This is a genomic window from Selenomonas sp. oral taxon 137 str. F0430 (assembly GCF_000183625.1).
GTDB classification, from domain to species: domain Bacteria; phylum Bacillota; class Negativicutes; order Selenomonadales; family Selenomonadaceae; genus Centipeda; species Centipeda artemidis.
The window spans coordinates 51,382-75,000 of sequence record NZ_AENV01000005.1 but is presented as its reverse complement, the minus strand read 5'-3'; the positions used below and the strand labels follow the sequence as shown (position 1 = coordinate 75,000).

The 23,619-nt window shown below is 58.9% G+C and carries 18 protein-coding genes (1 of these 18 only partly in view); 15 read left to right on the top strand and 3 right to left on the bottom strand.

What is annotated here, in order from left to right:
• Nucleotides 1-416, top strand: partial view of an ATP-dependent Clp protease ATP-binding subunit ClpX gene (clpX, locus tag HMPREF9162_RS01680; protein ID WP_009350601.1) — the 3' portion only. Its footprint begins 886 nt before the window's first position; only the last 416 of its 1,302 coding nucleotides appear in the window; its start codon lies off the left edge, out of view; the stop codon is at nt 414-416.
• A gap of 313 nt (nt 417-729) precedes the next feature.
• On the opposite strand, the gene fsa is transcribed toward clpX, so the two are convergent.
• Complete coding sequence (gene fsa / locus HMPREF9162_RS01675) at nt 730-1,380, bottom strand: fructose-6-phosphate aldolase (protein ID WP_037350070.1); 651 nt, start codon at nt 1,378-1,380, stop codon at nt 730-732.
• A gap of 189 nt (nt 1,381-1,569) precedes the next feature.
• On the opposite strand from fsa, the gene HMPREF9162_RS01670 reads away from it, so the two are divergent.
• From HMPREF9162_RS01670 to HMPREF9162_RS01665, 3 genes are read left to right on the top strand one after another with little or no spacing between them, the layout of a single operon-like run.
• The gene (locus HMPREF9162_RS01670) at nt 1,570-2,184 is read left to right on the top strand and encodes an SAP domain-containing protein (RefSeq protein WP_009438251.1); all 615 of its coding nucleotides are present in this window, start codon (nt 1,570-1,572) and stop codon (nt 2,182-2,184) included.
• Nucleotides 2,185-2,197: 13 nt separating this feature from the next.
• Entirely contained in the window at nt 2,198-2,623 is a 426-nt protein-coding gene (locus HMPREF9162_RS12575; RefSeq protein WP_217490377.1) for a hypothetical protein, read from the top strand.
• Nucleotides 2,620-3,735: an RNA-directed DNA polymerase gene (locus tag HMPREF9162_RS01665; RefSeq protein WP_009438323.1), complete on the top strand. Its 1,116-nt coding sequence runs from the start codon at nt 2,620-2,622 to the stop codon at nt 3,733-3,735. Before HMPREF9162_RS12575 ends, HMPREF9162_RS01665 begins: the two co-directional genes overlap by 4 nt.
• 126 nt (nt 3,736-3,861) lie before the next feature.
• Here the strand turns inward: HMPREF9162_RS01665 and HMPREF9162_RS01660 are convergent, their stop codons facing one another.
• The gene (locus HMPREF9162_RS01660) at nt 3,862-6,126 is read right to left on the bottom strand and encodes an anaerobic ribonucleoside triphosphate reductase (RefSeq protein ID WP_009752626.1); all 2,265 of its coding nucleotides are present in this window, start codon (nt 6,124-6,126) and stop codon (nt 3,862-3,864) included.
• A 169-nt stretch (nt 6,127-6,295) separates the two neighbouring features.
• Between HMPREF9162_RS01660 and HMPREF9162_RS01655 the strand changes: the two genes are divergently transcribed.
• The 9 genes from HMPREF9162_RS01655 to HMPREF9162_RS01615 all read left to right on the top strand — a co-directional run bounded on the left by HMPREF9162_RS01655 (nt 6,296) and on the right by HMPREF9162_RS01615 (nt 19,686).
• Nucleotides 6,296-7,069 (top strand): CatB-related O-acetyltransferase, encoded by a 774-nt coding sequence (locus tag HMPREF9162_RS01655; protein ID WP_009438305.1) that lies wholly within the window; start codon nt 6,296-6,298, stop codon nt 7,067-7,069.
• A gap of 328 nt (nt 7,070-7,397) precedes the next feature.
• Complete coding sequence (gene trpS, locus HMPREF9162_RS01650) at nt 7,398-8,408, top strand: tryptophan--tRNA ligase (RefSeq protein ID WP_009752532.1); 1,011 nt, start codon at nt 7,398-7,400, stop codon at nt 8,406-8,408.
• A gap of 497 nt (nt 8,409-8,905) precedes the next feature.
• Complete coding sequence (locus tag HMPREF9162_RS01645) at nt 8,906-9,625, top strand: phosphocholine cytidylyltransferase family protein (RefSeq protein ID WP_009752632.1); 720 nt, start codon at nt 8,906-8,908, stop codon at nt 9,623-9,625.
• Nucleotides 9,622-10,917: a phosphoenolpyruvate mutase gene (gene aepX / locus HMPREF9162_RS01640; protein WP_009438306.1), complete on the top strand. Its 1,296-nt coding sequence runs from the start codon at nt 9,622-9,624 to the stop codon at nt 10,915-10,917. The genes HMPREF9162_RS01645 and aepX overlap by 4 nt, the downstream gene beginning before the upstream one ends.
• An 8-nt stretch (nt 10,918-10,925) precedes the next feature.
• On the top strand, nt 10,926-11,633 hold the full coding sequence (locus HMPREF9162_RS01635; protein ID WP_009752768.1) for a class I SAM-dependent methyltransferase: 708 nt from the start codon (nt 10,926-10,928) through the stop codon (nt 11,631-11,633).
• Between the two features lie 3 nt (nt 11,634-11,636).
• A complete protein-coding gene (locus tag HMPREF9162_RS01630) occupies nt 11,637-12,734 on the top strand; it encodes a 2-aminoethylphosphonate aminotransferase (RefSeq protein ID WP_009657721.1) in 1,098 nt (365 codons plus the stop codon).
• Nucleotides 12,735-12,952: 218 nt separating this feature from the next.
• Nucleotides 12,953-15,094, top strand: a complete 2,142-nt coding sequence (locus HMPREF9162_RS01625; RefSeq protein WP_009438221.1) for a sulfatase-like hydrolase/transferase — start codon at nt 12,953-12,955, stop codon at nt 15,092-15,094.
• A gap of 15 nt (nt 15,095-15,109) precedes the next feature.
• A complete protein-coding gene (locus HMPREF9162_RS01620) occupies nt 15,110-17,224 on the top strand; it encodes a sulfatase-like hydrolase/transferase (protein WP_009752712.1) in 2,115 nt (704 codons plus the stop codon).
• Nucleotides 17,225-17,583: 359 nt separating this feature from the next.
• Nucleotides 17,584-19,686 carry a sulfatase-like hydrolase/transferase gene (locus tag HMPREF9162_RS01615; protein ID WP_009752644.1) on the top strand — a complete coding sequence of 701 codons (2,103 nt, stop codon included), beginning with the start codon at nt 17,584-17,586 and terminating at the stop codon, nt 19,684-19,686.
• A gap of 287 nt (nt 19,687-19,973) precedes the next feature.
• Here HMPREF9162_RS01615 and HMPREF9162_RS12570 read toward each other — a convergent pair whose 3' ends face one another.
• Nucleotides 19,974-20,132, bottom strand: coding sequence for a hypothetical protein (locus HMPREF9162_RS12570; RefSeq protein ID WP_217490381.1), 159 nt, complete (start codon nt 20,130-20,132; stop codon nt 19,974-19,976).
• Nucleotides 20,133-20,194: 62 nt separating this feature from the next.
• Between HMPREF9162_RS12570 and HMPREF9162_RS01610 the strand changes: the two genes are divergently transcribed.
• Together HMPREF9162_RS01610 and aepY are read left to right on the top strand one after the other, a co-directional pair.
• Nucleotides 20,195-22,321 (top strand): sulfatase-like hydrolase/transferase, encoded by a 2,127-nt coding sequence (locus HMPREF9162_RS01610; RefSeq protein WP_009752522.1) that lies wholly within the window; start codon nt 20,195-20,197, stop codon nt 22,319-22,321.
• A 171-nt stretch (nt 22,322-22,492) separates the two neighbouring features.
• Complete coding sequence (gene aepY / locus HMPREF9162_RS01605) at nt 22,493-23,605, top strand: phosphonopyruvate decarboxylase (protein ID WP_009752608.1); 1,113 nt, start codon at nt 22,493-22,495, stop codon at nt 23,603-23,605.
• Nucleotides 23,606-23,619 lie beyond the last annotated feature (14 nt).

Sequence of the window (23,619 nt, the reverse complement as noted above, 5' to 3'; positions counted from 1 at the left end):
AAAAGGAATTTGACACGCTGATTCATCAGGTCAGCCCCGAGGATCTCATGGAGTACGGCATCATCCCGGAGATCATCGGACGCCTGCCCGTCATCTGCACACTCGAGACGCTCGACGAGGACGCGCTCCTGCGCATTCTCACCGAGCCCATCAACGCCCCCGTACGGCAGTATGAAAAACTGCTCGCGATGGACGGCGTGGAGCTGGTCTTTACCGAGGACGCCCTGCGCGCCGTCGCGAAAAAGGCGATCGCACGCAAAACGGGCGCGCGCAGTCTCAAGGGCATCATCGAGGAGGTCATGCTCGACGTGATGTTCGACATCCCGCGCGAGACCGCCCCGCGCCGCGTCACTGTCACAAAGGAATGCATCACGGACGGCGCCCTCCCCATCATCGAGGTCGCCGAAGCGGGCTAAGATACGCAATCAAAAAGAGAATCGGTGCACACAATGTTGTGTAACGGTTCTCTTTTATTGTTGGTATTTGGTTGATATGTCGCCCCCGTAGGGGCGTACCCTGTGACGATATACGGCGGCGTAACGTATCGATGAGATCGGACTGCGCGAAAAACCCGCGCATAAAACCGTATAGTAAGTGACGCGGAAGTTTGGATGCAGAGCAAGGAATGAGAAAAACACAAGCGCAGGCGTAGTTAAAGACCTACGTCAAGCGCAGTGTTTTTCGATATGACGCAGCTATGCGCCAAAATCCCGCGTCACGCCTCACGCCTTATCCGAAGACAGCTTCATAGTCCTTCCTGAACTTCTCAATCCCCTGATCCGTGAGCGGATGATGCGTCATCTGCTCGAGCACCTTATACGGCACAGTCGCGATGTCCGCTCCCGCCAGCGCGCAGTCGATCACATGGATCGGATGGCGCACGCTCGCCGCGATGATCTCCGTCTTGATGTCGTGCAGTCCGAAGATGTCCGCGATGCTGCGGATGAGATCGATGCCCGGCACGGAAATATCGTCGAGCCGCCCGAGGAACGGCGACACATAGGTCGCCCCCGCGCGCGCCGCGAGCAGCGCCTGCCCCGCGCTGAAGACGAGCGTCACGTTCGTCTTGATATTCTCTGCCGCGAGCCGCTTCACCGCCTTCAGCCCCTCGACCGTCATGGGGATCTTCACGACCATATTCGGATGGATCGCCGCGATCTCGCGCCCCTCCGCGACCATGCCCGCCGCGTCCGTCGTCGTCGCCTTCACCTCACCGCTGATCGCGCCGTCCACGATAGAGACAATCTCGGCGATGACCTCCTTAAAATCGCGTCCCTCCTTCGCGATCAGAGACGGGTTCGTCGTCACCCCGCAAATGACGCCCATATCGTTCGCCGCGCGAATCTCCTCCACCTTTGCCGTGTCAATAAAAAACTTCATCATTGTTCCTCCTTTACCGGCTCAAATTACATGTATTATATCATTGATTTGGAATTTTCCAAAATAAATATGCGGTACACCGTCGCAGTTTTTGTCAGTTATAACTGACAAAAATATATTTTCCTCCTTGTTTGTCACTTATAAATGTACTAGAATAAATGTCGCATATCCGTAAAGGAGGTGAGAGCCTTGGAAAAGCGCCCTCATTTTGAAGATATTGCATCCTACAGCGAGTTCAGCCGGTATTATTGGTACCGCGCGGAGCTCACCGCACTGTGCAAACGGCTCGGCATCCGCCACACGGGAACGAAGGCGGAGCTGAACGGGTATATCGAGGCATATTTTAACGGCCGGCTGATTCGCCCGCAAAAAGAATCCCGCAAAAGAGGCACCCGTGAGATTTCGCTCGACTGTCCGCTGCTCGCATGCAATTTTGCGTTCAACGCAGCGTTTCGGGCATACTTTTCCGAGGTAACAGGCGTCCGAAATTTCAAATTCAATGCCGATATGGCGGCGGCATGGCGCAAGGTGAAGCGCACACGGGACAGCTCGTTCACGGTGCGGGATTTGCTGGCGCTGTATTACCGCGAGTCAGACTATGCGAAATATGACAACAAGGCTTGTGAATGGAACCGCTTTCTCAAGGATTTCTGCGCCGACCCGCAAAGCAGGATTTACAAGCACCGTCTCAAAGCCGCCGCGGCGCTGTGGGCGATCGTAAAAAATCCACGCTGCCGAAGGTCTACCGCCCCGCGCTTTTGGAGCAGAACCGCGCGCGGCTTGAAATATATCAATAGTAAATGATGTCCTCCGTGATGTGATTCGAATCAAAAAGAATGGAGCCACACCAATGAGCTTGCGTTATATGGACTACATGTCCACCATATCTTCAGACAAATTACACGAAGGATTATTTGCTCACGGTATGTTTACAGAAAAACTTCCACCGATATTCACTTCAGAGAATTTTTTTCAATTCTATAAGAGTACCCCGGATGCTTTCCCCAAAAGCCTGTGCCAAAAGCCTCATGGGGTTATTTACTTTGAATCATGGCGAAATACGAATGTGCCAAGGCTCTATGCGATTCCTCATCCAATCGCATACTACAACCTCTGTCAATGTCTCTCTGATCACTGGAACGAATTAAAAACACATTTTGCCCAACAAACTCATGCCCAATCACATAAGGTAAGTAGAATCCATATTCGTAAACAAAAAATTCTAAAAGTCTATTTGCCATGACGTATAGTAATTGGAAAACGGATGCATCCCCCGAACCGGACTTACAAATCGGTAATCACTATATGGTTCGTGCCGATATTTCAACATGCTTTCAGAGCATGTATACGCATTCGCTTCCTTGGGCGCTTGTCGGAAAGCCCACGGCAAAGCAGACTAAAAATGATAAAACGATCTGGTACAATATCCTAGATCACAAATGTATGGAGCTAAAAAAAGGCGAAACACACGGCTTTCTGATCGGTCCACATACTTCTAATTTATTATCGGAAATTATCCTTACCGCAGTAGATAATAAGTTAGTGGCAGCCGGTTGGAAATACATCCGGCATATTGACGATTATACCTGCTATGTTCTCTCCTATGAAAAAGCACAAGAATTTCTGATAGATTTACGTTCCTGTTTGAGAGAATATGACCTATCCCTCAATCATAAAAAAACAAAAATCATCCCTCTTCCGATAGCCGCAAAGCCGTCATGGGTGTATACGCTAAAGACATTTCAGTTGATCAGACGGGAAGATCACATAACCTATACGGGAGTGCAGGCATATTTGGATATGTCAATCGGTCTGATGCTAACACACGATAATACCGCCATAATTAATTATGCAATTAAGATGCTAGAAAAACAGTCCCTAACTCAAAATGCTAAATCCTATTGCTTAAAAACAATGCTGCACCTGTCTGTGATATATCCATATCTTATACCGCTATTGCCGGAATACGTTTTCAAGCCCTATCACGCCGCTCCCTCACAAATCCGGGATATAAGCGAAATCTTTTATAGGTCGGCAATCGCAGCAAAAAACTATGAAGCAGCAATCTATGCGATATACTTTTCCCTAAGATATAAATTTGAATTATCGGCAGTCACCGTGGAAAACGCAATAAATAGCGATAGTTGTCTGCTAAAACTATTTGTATGGTTGTATTTTGAAAAAACCGGGGATATAGATAGCATGGAAAAAATGCGAGACCATGCAGCTGAACTTGCAGCACAAGACTTTGATGGATATTGGTTGTTCGTATATGAATCATTGCCCGAAAAGCTATTAGTAAACGAATGGCAGATCATGAAACATGCAGGTATTTCATTTATTCAAGACGTTTAGAATAAATGCGACTCCTCCCCATGCCCTCACAACTTCTCCATTTGTATCATGAAGATTCCCCGCATATACAAAAAAGCACGCCTCCGGTTGATCGGAAGCGTGCTTTTTTGATTGCCTAATATACTCTTAGTCCTTCATGCGCGGCACAGTCATGGTGCCGAAGGATTTTTCCTTGCGGTGGCAGTGCGGGCATTCGTTTTCAATCAGTCCGGTGTAGCCGCAGACGGGGTCGCGGTCGACGGGGTGATTGATGGAGAAGTAGCCCATGTTGGCGTCGTGCATGGCGCGGACGACTTTTTCGAAGGCTTTGACGTTCTTCGAAGGGTCGCCGTCCATCTCGATGTAGGCGATGTGTCCGGCGTTTTCGAGCTCATGATACGGGGCTTCGATGCGGATCTTGTCGTACGCGCTGATGTCGTAGTAGACGGGGACGTGGCTGGAGTTCGTCATGTAGCCGCGGTCGGTGACGCCGGGGATGATGCCGTACGTCTTTTTGTTCGCGCGCTGGAACTGCCCCGCGGTGCTCTCGGCAGGCGTGCCGAACGTCGACCAGTTGCGGCTCTCCGCCTGCGTATAGGCGTCGGTGCGCTCGCGCATGTGACGCACGATTTTGAGCCCAAGTTCCTGCGCCTCTTCGCTCTCGCCGTGGTGCTTGCCGATGAGCGCGACGAGGCACTCGGCAAGTCCGCAGAAGCCGATGGAGAACGACGCGTGCCTGAGAACCCCCTTGATGGAGTCGACCTGACTGAGCTTTTCGCTGCCCATCCACACGCCCTGTCCCATGAGGAACGGGTAGTTGTAGACGTGCTTTTCCTCGATGACCTTCAGGCGGTCGAGGAGGTAGTCGTGGCAGAGCTCGATGTAGTAATCGTACAGCTCCCAAAATTTATTCAGATCGCCCTTCGCTTCGAGCGCGAGCTTCGGCAGGTTGATGGTCGTAAAGGAGAAGTTTCCGCGGCTGCCCGACTGCTCGGGGCCGTTGACGTTGCCCATGACGCGCGTACGGCATCCCATCGTCGCGACGCAGCTGTTGTAGTCGCCGGGCTTGTAGTATTGCAGGTTGTACGGCGCGTCGATGTTGACGTAGTTCGGGAAAAGCCGGCGCGCGCTGACGCGGCACGACTCGATGAAGAGGTCGTAGTTCGGATCCTCGGGGTTGTAGTTGACGCCCGCCTTGAGCTGGAACACGGAGATGGGGAAAATGGCGGTCTCGCCGTTGCCGAGTCCCTGCCAGATCGCGCTGAGCACTTCGCGGATGACGAGTCGTCCCTCGGGCGAGGTGTCGAGTCCGTAGTTGATGGAGCTAAAAGGCACCTGTGCGCCCGCACGCGAGTGGAGCGTGTTGAAATTGTGGATGAGCGCCTCCATTGCCTGATGCGTCTCCTCCTCGACGCTCTCGCAGGCGAGACGGTAGATCGTCGCGGCGTCGGCGTCAAGCTCGCCCGCGACGGGCGTCTCGAATGCGTTCCGATAAACGACGTCGAGCGCGCGCCGCAGCTCTCTGACGGCGCTTTGTCCGAGGTCGCTGTCGGCATCCTCGGCGTAGACACAGACGGCGAAGTCCAGCTCTGCGCGCAGCGCTTTTTTGAACGCGTCGTGCGTGAAATGTCCGTGTCCGAGACGATAGAGGAGCGCTTTCCACGCCTCCTCGACGATCGCCTTGCGGAAGGATTTTTTCACGCCGTCCGCCATCGCAAAGTCGAACGCGTTGATGCTCTGTCCGCCGAACATGTCGTTCTGGTTCGACTGGATCGCGATGCAGGCGAGACTCGCGTATGCGCGGATGGAGTTCGGCTCGCGCAGGAAGCCGTGTCCGGTGGAGAAGCCGCCGCGGAAGAGTTTCAGGAGGTCGATCTGGCAGCAGTTGAACGTGATGAGCGAGAAGTCCTTGTCGTGGATGTGGATGAAGTTCTCGCGGTCGGCGTCGGCATACCGCTCCTCGAGGACGTAGTTGTCGACGAAGTGCTTTGCACCCTCGGCGCCGAGTTTCAGCATGATGCCCATCGACGCGTCGGTGTTGATGTTCGCGTTGTCACGCTTCAGATCGGAGTCCACGGCATCCGCGAAGAAGATGTCGCGGTAGCTCGCCATGAGGTGTTTTTGTGCCATGCGGCGCTGTGCGTGGCGCTGGCGGTAGGTGATGTAGCGGCGCGCGATGTCGTAGAATCCGTGCGCGAGGAGCTGTTTCTCGACGAGATCCTGAATCTCCTCGACGGAGATCTCGGCGCGGCTCTCAAACGCCGTCTCCACCGCCGCCGTCACGTTCTCGATCTCAAGCGCGGTCATCGGGTGCGCGTACTCCTTGCTCGCCGCCGCAATCGCGTTGAGGATCTTCGCGCGGTCGTAGGGGACGCTGTGCCCCGCGCGCTTCGTTACCGTTGTCACTGCCATGAACTTTTCTCCTTTGAATTTGAAAATACACTATATCTTGTGGTTTTCGATTTTTGATGCGGAATATATTGTAACAGAGCCACGAAAGAAAGGCAAGAATTTTTTAGGTTTTTGACATCGCTTCATTTTCTGTTATACTCTAAACTATAGAAAGATTGGAGGGGCGCCCATGGGACTGAATTTTAAGGTGCAATTCGTAAATCATGACGCGGCGGTTCGAACACTGCGCACAAACGACGGTCAAAATTCTGTCCTCATGACGTTCGGTCCCGGCTCATACCTCATGAGCGGCACGATCGTATACGGCGTCGGCGAGCGGCATGTGCTTGTCGGGCGGTACTCCTCTCTGGCAGACGGTTTGACGTTTAACATCGGGCAGAATCACAACCTTCATAATATCACGACGTATCCTTTTGAAAATCTGCGCTGTCTCAAAACAGGCGACCACCAAAACCATGCCGCCGCCGTCAACCGCGGGCAAATCATCATCGGCAGCGACGTGTGGATCGGCGATAACGTGTGCCTGATGGGCGGCGTGCGCATCGGCAACGGCGCGGTCATCGGCGCAAACGCGGTCGTGGCAAAGGACATCCCGCCCTATGCGGTCGCCGTCGGCAACCCGGCGCGCGTCATCAAATACCGCTTTGATGAGGAGACGATTCGCCGCCTGCAAAAGATCAAGTGGTGGAACTGGTCGGCGGAAAAAATCGAAGCACACCGCGCCTTCCTCGAGGGCGGCGACATGGAGGGATTTCTCGCCGCCTGCGAGCGCGCGTACACACCGCCGTCCGCAGATGAGGCCGTGGATATCGCCGCGACTGTCCGCGCGCTCCGGGGCGGAGCAATACACGATATATTATTTTATCCCGGATTTCAGCGCGGACGATGCCGTTTGGCGTTATGTAGTCGAATCTTACATTACCTCGTACCGCGCACGGGATAAGGCGGCGCTCATTCTCGCCGTCACGCAGGACACGGATGCAAAGGCGCCGCTCGAAGCGATCACCGCGCGGCTCGCGGACTGCGGAGACGATGCGCCCCTCATTTTCACCCATACGCCCGCGCAAAGCCTAGAGTTCTCCCCCACGATCCTCGCGGCGTCGGACGTCCCCATCACGACGAAGGAGGACGTCTCCTCGCGCGCCGCAGACGACGCCGCGGACGCGGGGCTCACGATCCGCTACGGGCTCGATCCCGCCGCGCTGATCTTCCCGCCGCTTTCCTAAATGCGCGCGAAACGCCGCACATTTAATAAAAGAGAGGTTTACATCATGACAGTCACAGCAGCACAGGACACCCGCCGCAAAATCATTCTCAGCGGCATTCAGCCGACCGGCACGTTCACCCTCGGGAACTATCTCGGCGCGGTGAAGAACTGGCGGCATTTGCAGGAGTCCTATGACTGCTATTATTTTGTCGCCGATCTGCACGCGCTGACCGTATACAACGAGCCGGAGAAACGCCGCCGGCAGAGCCGCGAGGCATTCGCCCTCCTGCTCGCGTGCGGTCTTGATCCGAAGGAGAGTCTCGTCTTTATCCAGAGCCACGTCCCCGCGCACGCGCAGATGGGATGGATGCTCTCGTGTCTCAGTCCGTTCGGCGACCTCTCGCGCATGACGCAGTTCAAGGACAAATCCGCGAAACACCCCGAGGACATCAACGCGGGACTTTTCACCTACCCCGCGCTCATGGCGGGCGACATTCTCCTCTACCAAGCGGATTACGTCCCCGTCGGCGCGGATCAAAAACAGCACCTCGAATTCACGCGCGACGTCGCGGAGCGGTTCAACCGCGCCTACGGCGAGGTGTTCCGCCTGCCCGAGGGCTACTATCCGAAGGAGGGCGCACGCGTCAAGAGCCTGCAGGAGCCGACGGCGAAGATGAGCAAGTCCGACACGAACGCAAAGGCGACGATCTACATCCTCGACGACGAGCACACGATTTTGAAAAAATTCCGCTCCGCCGTCACGGACAGCGAATCCGAGGTCGCGTTCCGTGAGGGCAAGGACGGCATCAACAACCTCATGACCATCTACGCCGCCGTTACGGGGAAAAATATGGATGAGATCGCGGCGGAATTCGCGGGCAAGGGGTACGGCGACTTCAAGACCGCCGTCGGAACCGTCGTCGCCGACGAACTGCGCCCCATCCGGGAAAAATACGCAGAGCTCCTCGCAGACAAAGAATATCTCGACGCCGCGATCCGCGAGGGCGCGGAGCGGGCATCGGCGATCGCCGAGCGAACGCTCGCGAAGGCAAAGCGAAAGATGGGACTGACATAAAGTTACGCCGCCATAGCGAGATACAGGGCACGGCACGCCGTGCCCCTACGAGGGCGGCATAAGTTGCTACGCTTTCCTTCGATGATGATCACGACGTATCGATGCCGAGTTGCTTTTTTGTTACCCCGCCATAGTGAGATACAGGGCACGGCACGCCGTGCCCCTACGGAGGCGGCGTGGATTGCAAATGTATCCCACGATGTCGCAGGAACGCCGCTCATCAGGTGTATCGCCGTTTCGTGGTGTGCGGCGAACGGGTGTCTTATCGACGCTGCGAAGCATTTACCCGAAGGGCGGCGCGACTTGTTGCCCATTGATTTGGGGATGTGTTAGACCGCCGCTTTGCAGTCCAAAGGGCTGTGCGGCGGCATGATCTATATAACGATACGATACTGCCGCGACGTTTGCGCAGCAGCGAGAAAGATACCCTGAGCCGCGCATAACACCTACGCCCCCGAACCGGAGAAAACCGCGCCGCACGAAGGGGAGGACAAGGAATGAACAAAATGCACAAAGTCCCCCGCGCCCTCATCCTCGCCGCGGGGCGCGGCACGCGTCTCGCGCCGCTCACGGACGACCGTCCAAAGCCGATGGTCGAGGTCTGCGGACGTCCGATCATCACGACCATCCTTGACGCGCTTAAGGCGGCGGGGATTTCGTCGATTACCATTGTACGAGGGTATCGCGGCGCGGCGTTCGACAAGCTCACAGACCAATACGAAGGGATTTCATTTCTGGACAATCCCGACTGGGAGACGTCAAACAACATCTCCTCTGTCACACTGGCGGGGGCACAGGGACTGCTTGAGGACACCTACGTCGTCGAGGGGGATCTGTACCTCGCAAATCCTGCCGTCATAACGCCCGGGCAGGAGCGCTCGAACTACATCGCGTTCCCCGTGGAGGAGACGGACGACTGGCGGTTTGCCGTCGATGCGCAGGGACGCATCACGGAGATCGGCGTCGGCGGCCGCGACTGCCATCAGATGCTCGGGCTCTCGTACTGGACTGCGGCGGACGGCGCGCGTCTCGCCCACTGCGCCGCAGCGCTCTACAGGGAGGAGCGTTATCGGCAGCTCTACTGGGATGAGATCGCGCTCAAATACTACGCGGCGGACTTTAACATCTACATCCGCCCGTGTACGCGCGCGGACGTATGGGAGATCGACACCGCAGAGGAACTCAGGGATTTGGAAAGGGAAATGAAGGGGCTATGAAAACAGTATACACATGCTTTTGCACAGACATCATCCACGACGGACACCGGAACATCCTGCGCGAAGCGGCAAAACTCGGCCGCGTCGTCGTCGGCGTGCTCTCGGATCCCGAGATGCTGCGCTACAACAGATTCCCCACGCGCACGCTGGCCGAGCGCATGGAGATGCTGCGCGCAGAGGAGCTCGTCGACGAGGTCGTCGTGCAGGAGCATATTTTTTATGACGAAATCCTCGCAGAGCTCCGCCCCGACTATGTGATCCACGGGCGCAACTGGGCGCAGGGTCCCGAGTCCGCGCTACGGAGTAACGTGCTCACGTGTCTAAAGCGGCTCGGCGGCGAGCTCGTCGAGCCGCCTTACACCTACAACGAGGAGGTCGTCGAAATCGACCGCCGGATGCGCGAGCACCTTGCCATGCCCGAGCGGCGCCGCGGCCGCCTGCGCCGCCTGCTCGAAATCATCCCCATCGTCAAGACCATCGAGGTGCACAACGGTCTCACGGGTCTGATCGCTGAGAAAACCGTCGTCGAAAGCGACGGCGGCCTCGACCAGTTCGACGCCATGTGGATCTCCAGTCTCTGCGACTCGACGGCGCGCGGCAAGCCCGACATCGAGCTCGTCGATTTCTCCGACCGCATCCAGACCATCAACGAGGTCATGGACGTCACCACGAAACCCGTCATCCTCGACATGGACACGGGCGGCACGGCGGAGCATTTCGCCTACAACGTCCGCACACTCGAACGCATCGGCGTCTCCGCCGTCATCGTCGAGGACAAGACGGGGGCGAAGCGCAACTCCCTCTTTGGCACGGAGGTCGCGCAGACGCAGGACACGATCGAGAATTTCTCCGAGAAGATCGCCGCGGGGAAAAAGGCGCTGCGCACCGACGAGTTTATGATCATCGCGCGCATCGAGAGCCTGATCCTCGAAAAGGGGCAGGAGGATGCGCTGCGGCGCGCCGACGCCTACGTCGCGGCGGGCGCGGACGGCATCATGATCCACTCGCGGGCAAAGACGCCCGACGAGGTGCTCGCGTTCTGCGACGCGTTCCACGCCGCGCACCCGGATATCCCCATCGTCGCCGTCCCATCGTCCTACAACACGATCACCGAGGCGGAGCTGGCGGCGCACGGTGTGCGCATCGTCATTTACGCGAACCAGCTCACGCGCAGCGCGTTCCCCGCCATGGAGGAGACCGCGCGCTCCATTCTCGTCCATCACCGCGCGCATGAGGCGGACCAGAACCTCATGCCCATCAAGGACATCATCCGTCTCATCGAAGTCATGTGAGGTGCCGCATGAAAGATCAATGGCGCGCCGTATGGAACCGGCGCACCTCCTCGAACGACCGGTTGACAGGCAGCTGGCAGGACGTTCTGCTCGAGCTCAAGCGCGCGAACGGCTACGACGTCATGGAGGGCGGTCTGCCGCTCGAGACCTTCGTCGGTCAGGACGCGCAGATGCGCCGGCTCCTGCACCTCGCCCCCGGCAAGAGCGTCTTTGAGGTCGGCTGCGGCGCAGGCGCAAATCTCTACCTCATGGCGCGCGCCGGCATCGCGGTCGGCGGCACGGACTATGCCGCCTCTCTCGTCGATATTGCGCAAAAGGTACTCCCCGATGCGCTTGAGCTCTCCTGCGGCGAGGCGGATCTGATGTCTGCGGCGCAGACCTACGACGCGGTTTTCTCCGCCGGCGTCTTTTCCTATTTCGCAGACACGGACTATGCGCATCATGTACTCACCCGAATGCTCGAAAAATCGCGCGGTGCGCTCGGGCTCCTCGAACTGCATGACGTCGAGAGGGAGGACGCCTATCACGCGTTTCGCCGTGCCTCCATTCCGGACTATGACGAGCGGTATAGGGGACTCGATAAGCTCTTTTATTCCCGCGCGTTCTTCGAGGACTTCGCACGGCAGCACGATCTCACCGTCACGTTCCCGACTGTCGATATGCCCGGCTACTGGAACACTCCGTTCATCTTCAACTGCTTTATGTATCGGAAGTGACTTATGAACATCAAACGAAACATCCTGCTCAATCCGGGTCCCGCGACCACGACCGACACGGTAAAGGCGGCGCAGCTCGTCCCCGACATCTGCCCGCGTGAGCGGGAATTCGGCGATCTGATGCGCACGTTCGGGGGCGACCTCCTGCGCGTCGTGCATGTGACGCCCGAAGAATGGGCGACCGTCCTCTTTTGCGGGTCGGGCACGATCGCCATGGACGCCTGCGTCTCCTCGCTCGTTCCCGCGGACGGCAAGCTCCTCATCGTGAACAACGGCGCATACTCCGCCCGCGCCGCGGAGATGGCGCGCGCCTACGGCGTACCGCACATCGACCTCACCTTCCCGATCGACGGACTGCCCGATCTCGCGGTGATAGAGGACACGCTGAAAAAGCATCCCGAGATCACCGCCGTCTACACGACGCATCAGGAGACCGGCACGGGGATTCTCAATCCCGTGCGAGAGATCGGCGCGCTCGCCCACGCGCACGGCGCGATCTGCATTGCCGACACCATATCGACGTTTGCCATGATCCCCATCAACGCCGCGGAGATGAACATCGACGCGCTCATGTCGTCCGCGCAAAAGGGCATCCAAGGCATGACGGGGCTGTCCTTCGTCCTCGCGCGCAAATCCGTGCTCGACGCGGCGGCGCACTATCCCGTGCGGTCCTACTATACGAACCTCGTCATGCAGTACGAAGGATTTGAAAAAACGGGTGAGATGCGCTTCACCCCGCCAGTGCAGGTCGTCTATGCGGCAAAGCGCGCGCTCGCGGAATATTTTGCCGAGGGCGAGACGAAAAAATGGGCGCGCCATACGCGCGTCATGAACGCCATTCACGAGGGTCTGGAATCTCTTGGATTAGAAGAGGCGATCCCCCGCGCAATACAGTCGGGACTCGTCGCCGCCGTACGGTATCCCGACGATCCGAATTTTGACTTTACGCGCGTGCATGATTACTGCTACGAGCGCGGGTTCACCATCTACCCCGGCAAAATGCAGACCGAAAAGACATTCCGCCTGTGCGCCCTCGGGGCGATCGATGTACCGGATATTGCGGGGTTTTTCCACGTATTCGAAGACGCGATGAGGGTGTGATGCGGGATTTTGGCGCATAGCTGTGTCACTGCGAAAAATTCTGCGGTCGACGTAGGTTTCATCTACGCCTTCCCTTGAATTTTTCTTGTTCCTTGCTCTGCATCCAAACTTCCGCATCACTTACTGTACGGTTTTATGCGCGGGATCTTCACGCATAGCTGTTTCCCTTCATCGCGGGAAACAGATACGATTCACGCGCGCATATCGATAGAAGCCGTATGAGAGACGCCCGCATCACGCTAAGAAAGGACACGCCCATGCAGGACGACTTCACCACATTTTGGAACAACAACGCCCGTGCGCGTGCCCTCTTTGACGATCTTCTCGCACGCTGTGAACGCTCCGCCTACGACGACGATTATCTCACCGTGCTCGACGATTACGAAAAGGAAGCGCCGGATCACCCGCACCTCTACATCTTTGCCGCGCGCTACATGCTCGCACACGGCGACGCGGCTACCGGCGCCGACTACGGCGCACGCGCCTTCCGCCTGCGCCCGGCAAATCACGCCGTGTGGGACGTGCTCGCGCGCGCATATACCGCCCTCGGACGCTATGACGATGCCCTCGTCATGCAGGGCTACGCCGAAAATCTCTACCGCATCCCCATCTCACTGAACGTTCCGCCCGCCGCGCTGACGCCCGCCGCGCTCGATCGGCTTGCCGTCGCGCTCGGCGTCGCGAGCTACGCGCCCTTTGCCATCTGCCGCATGAGCTACACGCCCGAGCGCGGTCTATCGGGGCGGGACGGGCTGTTCGCACGGGAGTTTTTGCCGGTCTCGCCGCACATCGCCCCGCAGTATTATGTCGGCGTCTATGCCGAGCAGGAACCGCGCATGAGCAAATCATGGCTGATCGACGCCGTGCGGCGCACGCCCGGCGCGGCGGCACATGCGGGCGGCGACTTCACATTCGACATCATGCGCGGTGCGCCCACGTGCGGCAAAACGGAGATCGACCCGCAGGGCGCGGAGATCGTTCTGCCCGTCATCGGCACGGCGGACGATCAAAAGATCTGCTTCGAGACGCGCACGCTCGACAATACGACATGGCTGAACCCGGGCGCGCCGAATTTCTTCCGTCTCTCCGAACGCACCGCCATCTCCTCCGACCATGACTATATCGTCGGCATGCCCGTCCGGATCGGACATGAGCCGGCGCGCCGGCGCCTCGTACTGAACATCCTCATAGATGCGCTCGCGTGGTCGGTCGTGCGCGAACGGTTCAAAGAGGAAATGCCGAACGCGCATGATTTTTTCAGCAAAGGGCTGATCTTTGACAATCATTTCTCGGTGGCAGAGTACACCTACCCGTCGCTCGCGACCATCGAGACGGGCATGTATCCGCATCACAGCGGTCTCGTCAGCGGCAGTGTCGCGATCGAGCTGCGCCCCGACTGCATCACGCTCTCGGAGCGGATGAAGGAACGCGGTTATGCGACGTCGAATCTCTTGGGAGAAGGCGTCGGCATCTACAACGGCGTGACGCGCGGCTATGACCGGCTCATCATCACAACCTACCGTCAGCACGCCTATGACGGAGTGGAGCGTGCGATCCGCCTGCTCGAGGGGATGGGCGATGCGGATCACTTCATATTCCTTCATGCACTGGACGTACATGCGGAAGCCTCCGAATTTTTTCAGTTCTCCTCATCGGTGCAGCAGCGTCTCCCCCTCGCGGATCGGCTCTCTGCGCCCGACGAGCGCGTGCCGAGTCCCTACCTCGTGCCGAATGCGCTCAGCGGGGCGGCGTTTTGGCAGGGCGTGCGCGATGCGGATCGGGCGCTCGGCACGCTGTTCACCTATCTCGAACGCCACTACGCCCCTGACGAATACATTGTGAATCTCTACTCCGACCACGGCGTCTCGATCTTCAATGAATGCGAGGACATTGCAAATCCTGCGATGACGCACGCGGCATGGATGATGCGCGGCGCGGGCGTGCCGGAGGGTGTGCACGCGGATGAGCTGACGAGCGCGGTGGACATCTACCCGACGCTCGGCGCGCTCTGCGATTTCCCCGTCGACGCGTATGTGGACGGGGCGCTTCCAAAGGTATTCGGCGGCACAGGACGCGAGATCGCATTCAGCAATTCGCTCTTCCCGACGAAGGCGTATTACCTCGCGGCGCGCAGTGAGACGCATACCTTGCGGCTCATGGTTGCAGATGCGGTCGAGCAGGACGGCACGGTCGACCTCTCGCGCGCAGAGGTAAACATCTATCCGCGCGATCACGAGGGCGAAGCGGCATATGCCGTTGACAGCGCGGAGCTGCGGGCATTCTTTTACCCGCGCGTGAGAGAATTTTTGCGCGGAATAGATAATAATGGTGAGATTTTCCCCTCCCCACAGTCTACATAAAAAGGGAGCATTGCTATGCAGGACGGATTCACCATATTTTGGCAAAACAACAACCGCGCGCGGGCCCTCTTCGACGATCTCGTCGCGCGCATACATCGGAATGCCTACGACGACGACTACCTCGCCGTGCTGGACGCGTACCAAGCGGAATCACCGGACAGTGCGCATTTCTACATCCTCGCGGCGCGCTACCTCGCGGCGCACGGGGCATATGACGCCGCGCTCCCACTCGCCGAACGCGCGTACCGTCTGCGCCCGGTCGGCTATGCGGTGTGGAATCTGCTCGCCGAGATCTACGAGCATCTCGGTCGTCCGCTCGATGCGCTCACGATGCGCGGCTATAGTTACGGTATTTACAAGACGCCCGAACCGCGCATCGATGATCTGCCGCCGGAGCTCCTCAATGAGGGACTGAATCGGCTCTCCGTCGCGATGAGCGAGGGCAAGGTCGCCCCCGTCCTCACCTGCCGCGCCGTCATAGAGGACGGGCAGCTCTCCTTCCGGGACGATCTCTTCGTCGGCGAGGAACTACCGCTCACGATGCCCGAAGGCAGCGCGCGGTTTTGGGTCGGCTGCTATGGCGAGAACCGCTTTCTCTCGGAAAAGGGCTTCATGCTCGAAGAACTCCGCCGGAGCGCGCGGTTCAAAAACTGCGGACATCACGATTTTGTCCTCGATCTGCAAAAGGCGCGCGAGGTGCGCGGCACGACAGAGATCGATGTGCCGGAGGGACGCGAAGCGCTCATTGCGATCGCCGGCACGGAGCTGTCACAGGAATTATCGTTTCAAACGGAAACCGTCGACGATCATACCTATCTCGGCAAGTGGGCGTTCAGCTATTTCCGGCTCAGCGAAAAGACGACGCTGCATGTGGACGAATCCGCCCCCTATGTCCTCGGCACGCCCATCCTCCTCGGACACAGCCCGCGCCGCAAAAAACTCGTGCTGAACATTCTCGTGGACGGTCTCTCGTGGCCGGTCATGCGCACGCGGTTCACGGAATATATGCCGCGCATCGCGGAGTTTTTCTCGCGCGGCGTCATCTTTGACGATCATTTTTCCACCTCGGAGTTCACCTACCCCGCGCTCGCCGCCATCGAGACGGGGCGTTATCCGACGCATACGCAGGTGTTCAGCGAAGAGGACAGTCACGAGCTGCCGCTCGATATGACGACGCTCTCGGAGTGCATGAAGGATCTCGGCTATTACTGCGCCGCCCCGATGGCGAGCGGCTACTCCATGTACTGCGGGGCGATGCGCGGCTACGACCGCATCGTCGCGACCTCGTGGGATCTGCCTGCCTTTGACGGCGCGGAGCGCACGATCCGCCATCTCGAAGCCTTTGGCGAGACAGATCAATTCCTCTTCCTGCATGTGATGGACGTGCATCCTTACTCCGCAAACGGCTTCAAGTTCGCGACCGCCGTAGAGACGCATCTGCCGCTCGCGCGGCGGCTCCTCGGTATGGAGGGAACGGAGGCGAGCGTGCGCCTGCCGAATTTTGAAATCTATCGCGCGCAGTTCCTGGAGGGAGCGCGATATGTCGACCGCAGTGTCGGCGTCCTGCTCGACTACATCCGGACGCACTACGACGAGGACGAATATATCGTGAATCTCTACTCGGATCACGGCGTCTCGATCTTTAGTCCAAACGCGGACGGCGCCGTTGACATCATGGGACCCTACTCCACGGGCGCGTCATGGATGATGCGCGGTGCGGGCGTCCCTGCGGCGGGCGTGGTCAATGAGCTGACGAGCAGTGTGGATATTTACCGCACACTCGGGCATCTCTGCGGCTTTCCCGTCGCCCCCGATGTGGACGGCAATCTCCCCGCGGTATTCGGCGGGCGGGCGCGGGAGGCGACGTACAGCATCTCGCGCTATCCCGGGCAGACGCTCAAGGTCGCCGTGCGGTCAAAGACGCATACGCTGCGTCTCGAGACGGACGAAGTCGTCGCAAAAGACGGGACGGTCGATCTCGGCGGGGCATATCCCGACATCTTCCCGCGCGCCCATGAGGCGGAGCCGGGACACGCCGTAGACAGCGAGGAGCTGCGCGCGTTCTTTTACCCGAAGGCGCGGGAGTTTTTGAGGGAAGTAGCGAGCAACGGCGAAACATTTAAGGCGTGACACGGGATTTTGGCGCATAGCGTCGTCATTTTCGGCGATACGTTACGCCGCCATAACGAGTTTGAGGGCACGGCACGCCGTGCCCCTACGGGGGCGGCATAAGTTGATGGGATTTTATAAATCCGCCGCCTTCCTCGCGTTCACCTCCATTCCTAGCTCTGCCTCCAAACTTCCGTGTCACTTACTGTACGGTTTTATGCGCGAGATTTTGGCGCCTATCTGTTTCCCTTCATCGCGGGAAACAGATACGATTCACGCGCGCGCGGTAGGGGCACGGCGTGCCGTGCCCACCTCTGATTCCGCATATCGATAGAAGCCGTATGAGAGACGCCCGCGTCACGCCTAGAAAGGACACGCCCATGCAAAACGACCTTGCAGCATTTTGGCGGCGCAGCGAGCGCGCGCACGCGCTTTTTTACGATCTGCGCGACCGCTCGGAGCGCGGCGCCTACGACGAGGAATATCTCGCCCGGCTCGCCGCATACCGCGCGGCGGGCGGGAATGCCGTCCACGCGGATATCTTTGCCGCGCTCTATCTGCTCGCCGAGGACAATCCGGCGGACGCCGCCGTCTGCGGGGAGCGCGCGTTTCGCCGGCGTTCCGTGAGCCATGTCGTTTGGGGCATCCTTGCGCGCGCCTATGAGGGACTCGGACGGTATACGGACGCGCTCGTGATGCAGGCGTACGCGGAAAATCTCTTCGGCACGCCGATGCGGCTGACGCTCCCGCCCGAGGAGCTGACGGACGCCCTGCTCGATCGCCTCACTGTCGCGATGGGCAAGGCGAACTATGCGCCGTTCACGCTCCGGCGCATGTCTTACGACGCAGAAAAGGGGCTGACGGATCGCGCCTCCTGCTTTGCGGGCGAATTTCTGCCGATCTCGCCGCACATCACGCCGCCCTACTACGTCGGGGTCTACACGGAGCAGGAGCTGCGCGGGAATAAGGCGTGGCTGCTCAGTCTCATCCGTGATGATGAAAATATCAGCGTCTTTGGCGCAGGCGATTTTAACTTCGACATCATGCGCGCCGAGCGCGCCCCCGGCAGGGCGGTCATTTCCCCTGCGGAAGGGGAGCAGACAGTTGTCCCGATCCTCGGGATGCATCCGGCGCAGCCTGTGCATGTCAAGGCGGCAGATGTAGATGCAGAGACGTACCTCTCGCCTGCGACGCCGAGCTTTTTCCGGCTCGACAAGGAGACGACGTTCTCCTCCGAACACGCCTTCGTCGTCGGCACGCCGATCCGCATCGGTCACGCGCCGCATCGCCGCCGTCTCGTGCTGAATATCTTCGTCGATGCGCTCCCATGGGCGGTACTGCGCGACCGATTTGAAGAACTCATGCCAAATACCTCCCGTTTTTTCAGCGAGGGGGTGATTTTCGACCGGCATTATTCGACGGCGGAGTATACATACCCGTCCTTTGCTTCCATCGAGACAGGCATGTATGCGCACCACAGTCAGATTTTCAATGAAAAGATCGCCGTGGAGCTCCCGCCCGACTACATCACCCTCTCGGAGCGTATGAAGTCGCTCGGCTACGCTACGGCGTCGCTCATGACCGACGGCAACGGCATCTATAACGGGACGATGCGCGGCTACGACCGGCTCATCATGACGCCTTACCGCATGTTCGCCTACGAGGCGGCAGAGCGCACTGTCCGTCATCTGGACGGTCTGCGTGACGCCGATCACTTCATCCTGCTCCACCTCATGGATGCGCACCCATGGTCGGAAGCAAGCATGCAGCCGTCGACACCGACGCAGACGGGACTTTCGCTCAGGGAACGTCTCTCCGGGACAAAAAGCAATACGCCGAGCCCCTATCTCGGCGCGACGCCGCTGAACAAGGAGGCGTGCCTCCAAGGAATCCGCAGTACGGATCGCGCGCTCGGGATGCTCTTTTCCTACCTAGCGGAGCATTACACGCCCGACGAGTACCTCGTAACGCTCTACTCCGATCACGGTGCATCGGTATTCCGTGACAATGAGACGGTGGTCGAGCCGCATATGACGCATGCGGCATGGATGATGCGCGGCGTAGGGGTTCCGTGCAGCGTTCATACGGACGAGGTAGTGAGCGGGGTGGACATTTACCCGACGCTCGGCGCGCTCTGCGGCTTCCCCGTGGATGAATATGTGGACGGGGTACTTCCGAAAATATTCGGCGGCACGGGTCGCGAGATCGCATTCAGCAATTCGCTCTTCCCGACGAAGGCATATTATCTCGCGGCGCGTGCGCCGGAGTATTCGATGCGCGTGACGGTAAACAGCGCGGTCGAGGTCGACGGCACGGCGGATATTGCAGAGGCGCAGGTGCAGTTCTACCCGAGCGCACACGAGGGCGATGAGGCATATGCTATTGACAGCGAAGAACTGCGCGCATTCTTTTATCCGCGGGTGCGGGAGTTTATGAGGGGGATAGATAATAATGGCGAAATCTTCCCCTTCCCGGGGACGTGACACGGCGTGACACGGCGTGACACGGGATTTTGGCGCATAGCTGTGTCATATCGAAAAACACTGCGCTTGACGTAGCTCTTAACTACGCCGGCGCTTGTGTTTTTCTCATTCCTTGCTCTGCATCCAAACTTCCGTGTCACTCAGGTTACGGGCTAAGACGGGATTTTCGCGCATCGCCGGGTCATTTTCATGCGGCGGTGCGCTACGCCGTCGGAACGTCTCGCATCAGGTGTATCGCCGTGTAGTAAGCTGCGGCGAACGGGTATCTTATCGAAACTGCGGAGCATTTACCCGTAGGGCGGCGCGGCTCGTTGCCCGTTGATGAGGGGATGTGTTAGAGCGCCGCTTTGCAGTCCGAAGGACTGTGCGGCGGAACGAACGAGATAATGATACATACCTGCCGCGGCGTTTGCCGCAGCGATTTTTAAGCCCCGCTTTTTTCCCAAGGCAAATGCCAAGCGGCTCCGATAACTTTTCCCTCCGCGTCACGCCTAGAAAGGACACGCCCATGCAGGACAACTTCACCATATTCTGGCAAAACAACGACCGCGCGCTTGCGCTGTTCGACGATCTTGCCGCACGCATGGAGCGCGGCGCCTATGACGACGATTACCTCGCGCTCCTGGGCGCCTACCAAGAGGAGCGCCCGGACACGGCACATTTTTACATCTTCGCGGCGCGGTATCTCGCGGGACACGGCAGATACGACGCCGCGCTCCCGCTCGCCGAGCGCGCCTATCGCCTGCGCCCGGTGAACTACGAGGTGTGGAAGCTCCTCGCGGAAATTTACAGGCACGTCGGCAGATACCTCGACGCCATGACCATGCAGGGCTACGGATATAGCATATACGAGGAGATCAAGCCGCAGATCGAACTCCCGTCGCCGGAACTGCTCCCCGAGGCGCTCGATCGGCTCGCCGTCGCGCTCGGTCCCGGCAACTATGCTCCGCTCGCGCCGCACCGCCCGTTCTATCATGACGGCGCATTGACGTTCCGCCGCGACGTGTTCGTCGGCGAGACGCTCCCGCTCACGATGCCGCAGGGCAGCGACCGTTTCTATGTCGGATGCTATGCAGAAAAATGTTTTCTCTCGGAAAAGGGCGCGCTGATCGAACAGTATCGTCACGACAATCTCTTTGCACTCTACGGGCACCACGACTTCGTCTTTGATTTTCAAAAGGCACACGAAGCAATCAATACCGTTCATATCGAGGTGCCGGAGGGGCGAGAGATCATTCTGCCGATTGCAGGCACACACTCCCTGCAGGAGTGCCGTATCGAGACCGGCTCGGATGCGGAGGACATTCTCCTCGGCAAATGGGCATTCAGCAATTATCGCCTGAGCGAGAGTGCGACGCTCACCGCAAGCGAGACGTTCGCCGTCGGCACGCCCATCCACCTCGGGCACGATCCGCACCGCAAAAAACTCGTGCTGAACATCCTCGTGGACGGGCTTTCATGGGCGGCGGCGCGCACGCGATTCCCGGCGTGTATGCCGCGCATCGCGGAGTTCTTCTCGCGCGGCGTCATCTTTGATCAGAATTTCTCTACGTCCGAGCACACACTCCCCGCGCTCCCCGCCATCGAGACGGGACGCTATCCGCAGCGCATCCATATCTTTAACGAAAAGGACAGCCACGAGCTGCCGCTCGATATACGGACGCTCTCGGAGCAGATGAAGGAGCTCGGCTACTACTGCGCAGCCCCGATGGCGAGCGGATTCGGCGTCTACAACGGCGTGATGCGCGGCTACGACCGCATCGTCTCCGCGTCATGGAAAGGCGCTTCCTACGAGGGCGTCGATCGCACGATCCGCCAGATCGAGGCGCTCGAGGAGGTGGATCAATTCCTCCTGCTGCATGTGATGGACGTCCACCCATGGGACGGCAAGGACTTTAAGTTTGACCCCACCGTCGAGGCGCGGCTCTCTCTCAAAGAGCGCAGGCTTACCCCGGGCAAAGGGCGCACCGCGAGCGTTCGCCTGCTTCCGACGAAGGTCTACCAAGAGGAATTTTGGGCAAGCCTGAGGAATGTAGACCGCACGATCGGCAGCCTGCTCGCGTACATCGCCGACCGCTATGATGAGGACGAATATATCGTCAACCTCTACAGCGATCATGGACTGCCCTGCTTTGGTGCGGCAGATGTGTGCACCCGTTTTGATCTCGCACGCGAGGTGCAGACAAGCGCGATATGGATGATGCGCGGCGCGGGTGTGCCCGCGTGCGGTATTGTCGATGAGCTGACAAGCATTGTCGATATTTACCCCACGCTCGGACACCTCTGTGGGTTCCCTGTGCCGGAGGACGTCGACGGGAATCTGCCCGCGGTGTTCGGCGGGCGGGAACGCGACGTCGTATACAGCGCGCTGACCTTCCCCGGGCAGACGTTCAAGCTCGCCGTGCGGTCAAAGACGCACGCGTTTCGTCTCGAGACGCAGGACACGGCGGACGAGGACGGCACGGTGGATTTTCGCATCGCGCGTACGGGCATCTACCCGCGCGGGCATGAATGGGAGGACGGGTACGAGGCGGACAGCGCGGAGCTGCGCGCGTTCTTCTACCCGCGTGCGCGGGCGTTTGTGGAGGGATTTGCGAGTAATGGAGAGCTTTTTCCCTCAATGAAGAAGACGTGACGCGGGATTTTCGCGCATAGCGGTGTCACCGTCGTTGCGCCGTTATCCTTCGTACCGCGCGTCGTTTTCCGCAGCAATTAAGCCCCTCTGTTTTCGCATGGCAAATGCCAAGCGGCTCCGGCAACTTCCCCCCCCCCTGCATCACTCCTCATATAGAAAGGGACATCAACCATGGACGTCAAAGATTTTGTCAACATCCTCGGTGCAGATTTCTTCGCCGGCGTGCCGGACTCAAAGCTCCGGCCGCTTGTCGATTACCTCGTAGAGACCTACGGCAGCAATAATGCATCCCACGTGATCGCTGCGAACGAGGGAAACGCTGCGGCGCTCGCGGCGGGCTATCATCTCGCGACGGGAAAAACGCCTGTCGTTTACCTCCAGAACAGCGGGCTGGGGAACATCGTCAATCCCCTGCTCTCGCTCCTCGACCGCGCGGTCTACGGCATCCCGTGCATCTTCGTCATCGGCTGGCGCGGTGAGCCTGGACTGCACGACGAGCCGCAGCATCTCCTGCAGGGGCGGCTCACCGAGCCGCTCCTCGATACGATGGGTGTAACGACACGCATCCTCACGCGGGAGACGACGCCCGCAGAGCTTGCGCGCATGATGGAAGAGGTACGCCCTCATCTCGCGGCGGGCGGACAGGCAGCATTCCTTGTCCGCGAAGGCGCGCTCACGTATCCAAAGCAGAAATATGAAAACCTCTTTCCCATGCGCCGTGAAGATGCCGTCGCCGAAATCCTCAATGCTGCAGAAGACGCCGTTATCGTCGCGACAACGGGCAAGACGGGACGCGAGCTCTTCGAGCTGCGTGAGGCGCGCGGCGAGGGTCATGCCCGTGACTTCCTCACCATCGGCTCGATGGGACATGCAAGCGCCATTGCCCTCGGCCTCGCCCTTCACCGCCCGCAGCGGCGCGTCATCTGTATCGACGGCGACGGCGCGGCGCTGATGCATATGGGGGCAATGGCGACCATTGGCGCCATCGCGCCTGAGAATCTTGTCCACATCCTCCTCAACAATGAGGCACACGAATCCGTCGGCGGCGCGCCGACAGTCGCAGACTCAATGAACTTCCTCCACATCGCCGAAGCCGTCGGCTACCGGCGCGTCCGCAGTGCCGATGATCCCGGCTCGCTCCGCCGTGCGCTGCAGGATATCCGGGAACACAGGAAACTCACCTTCCTTGAGGTGCGCATCGCCATCGGATCACGCAGCGATCTCGGACGCCCTACAACGACGCCCGCAGAAAATAAAGCGGCACTAATGCAGACACTGCACTGATACCGTATATACAA

Excerpts from the sequence above, each read along its gene's own strand:
- aepX (WP_009438306.1), top strand. The coding sequence starts at position 9,622 with ATGAAAACAGTATACACATGCTTTTGCACAGACATCATCCACGACGGA.
- trpS (WP_009752532.1), top strand. The coding sequence starts at position 7,398 with ATGACAGTCACAGCAGCACAGGACACCCGCCGCAAAATCATTCTCAGC.
- HMPREF9162_RS01615 (WP_009752644.1), top strand. The coding sequence starts at position 17,584 with ATGCAAAACGACCTTGCAGCATTTTGGCGGCGCAGCGAGCGCGCGCAC.
- HMPREF9162_RS01630 (WP_009657721.1), top strand. The coding sequence starts at position 11,637 with ATGAACATCAAACGAAACATCCTGCTCAATCCGGGTCCCGCGACCACG.
- HMPREF9162_RS01610 (WP_009752522.1), top strand. The coding sequence starts at position 20,195 with ATGCAGGACAACTTCACCATATTCTGGCAAAACAACGACCGCGCGCTT.
- HMPREF9162_RS01625 (WP_009438221.1), top strand. The coding sequence starts at position 12,953 with ATGAGAGACGCCCGCATCACGCTAAGAAAGGACACGCCCATGCAGGAC.
- fsa (WP_037350070.1), bottom strand. The coding sequence starts at position 1,380 with ATGAAGTTTTTTATTGACACGGCAAAGGTGGAGGAGATTCGCGCGGCG.
- HMPREF9162_RS01665 (WP_009438323.1), top strand. The coding sequence starts at position 2,620 with ATGACGTATAGTAATTGGAAAACGGATGCATCCCCCGAACCGGACTTA.
- aepY (WP_009752608.1), top strand. The coding sequence starts at position 22,493 with ATGGACGTCAAAGATTTTGTCAACATCCTCGGTGCAGATTTCTTCGCC.
- HMPREF9162_RS01620 (WP_009752712.1), top strand. The coding sequence starts at position 15,110 with ATGCAGGACGGATTCACCATATTTTGGCAAAACAACAACCGCGCGCGG.
- HMPREF9162_RS01655 (WP_009438305.1), top strand. The coding sequence starts at position 6,296 with ATGGGACTGAATTTTAAGGTGCAATTCGTAAATCATGACGCGGCGGTT.
- HMPREF9162_RS01635 (WP_009752768.1), top strand. The coding sequence starts at position 10,926 with ATGAAAGATCAATGGCGCGCCGTATGGAACCGGCGCACCTCCTCGAAC.
- HMPREF9162_RS01660 (WP_009752626.1), bottom strand. The coding sequence starts at position 6,126 with ATGGCAGTGACAACGGTAACGAAGCGCGCGGGGCACAGCGTCCCCTAC.
- HMPREF9162_RS01645 (WP_009752632.1), top strand. The coding sequence starts at position 8,906 with ATGAACAAAATGCACAAAGTCCCCCGCGCCCTCATCCTCGCCGCGGGG.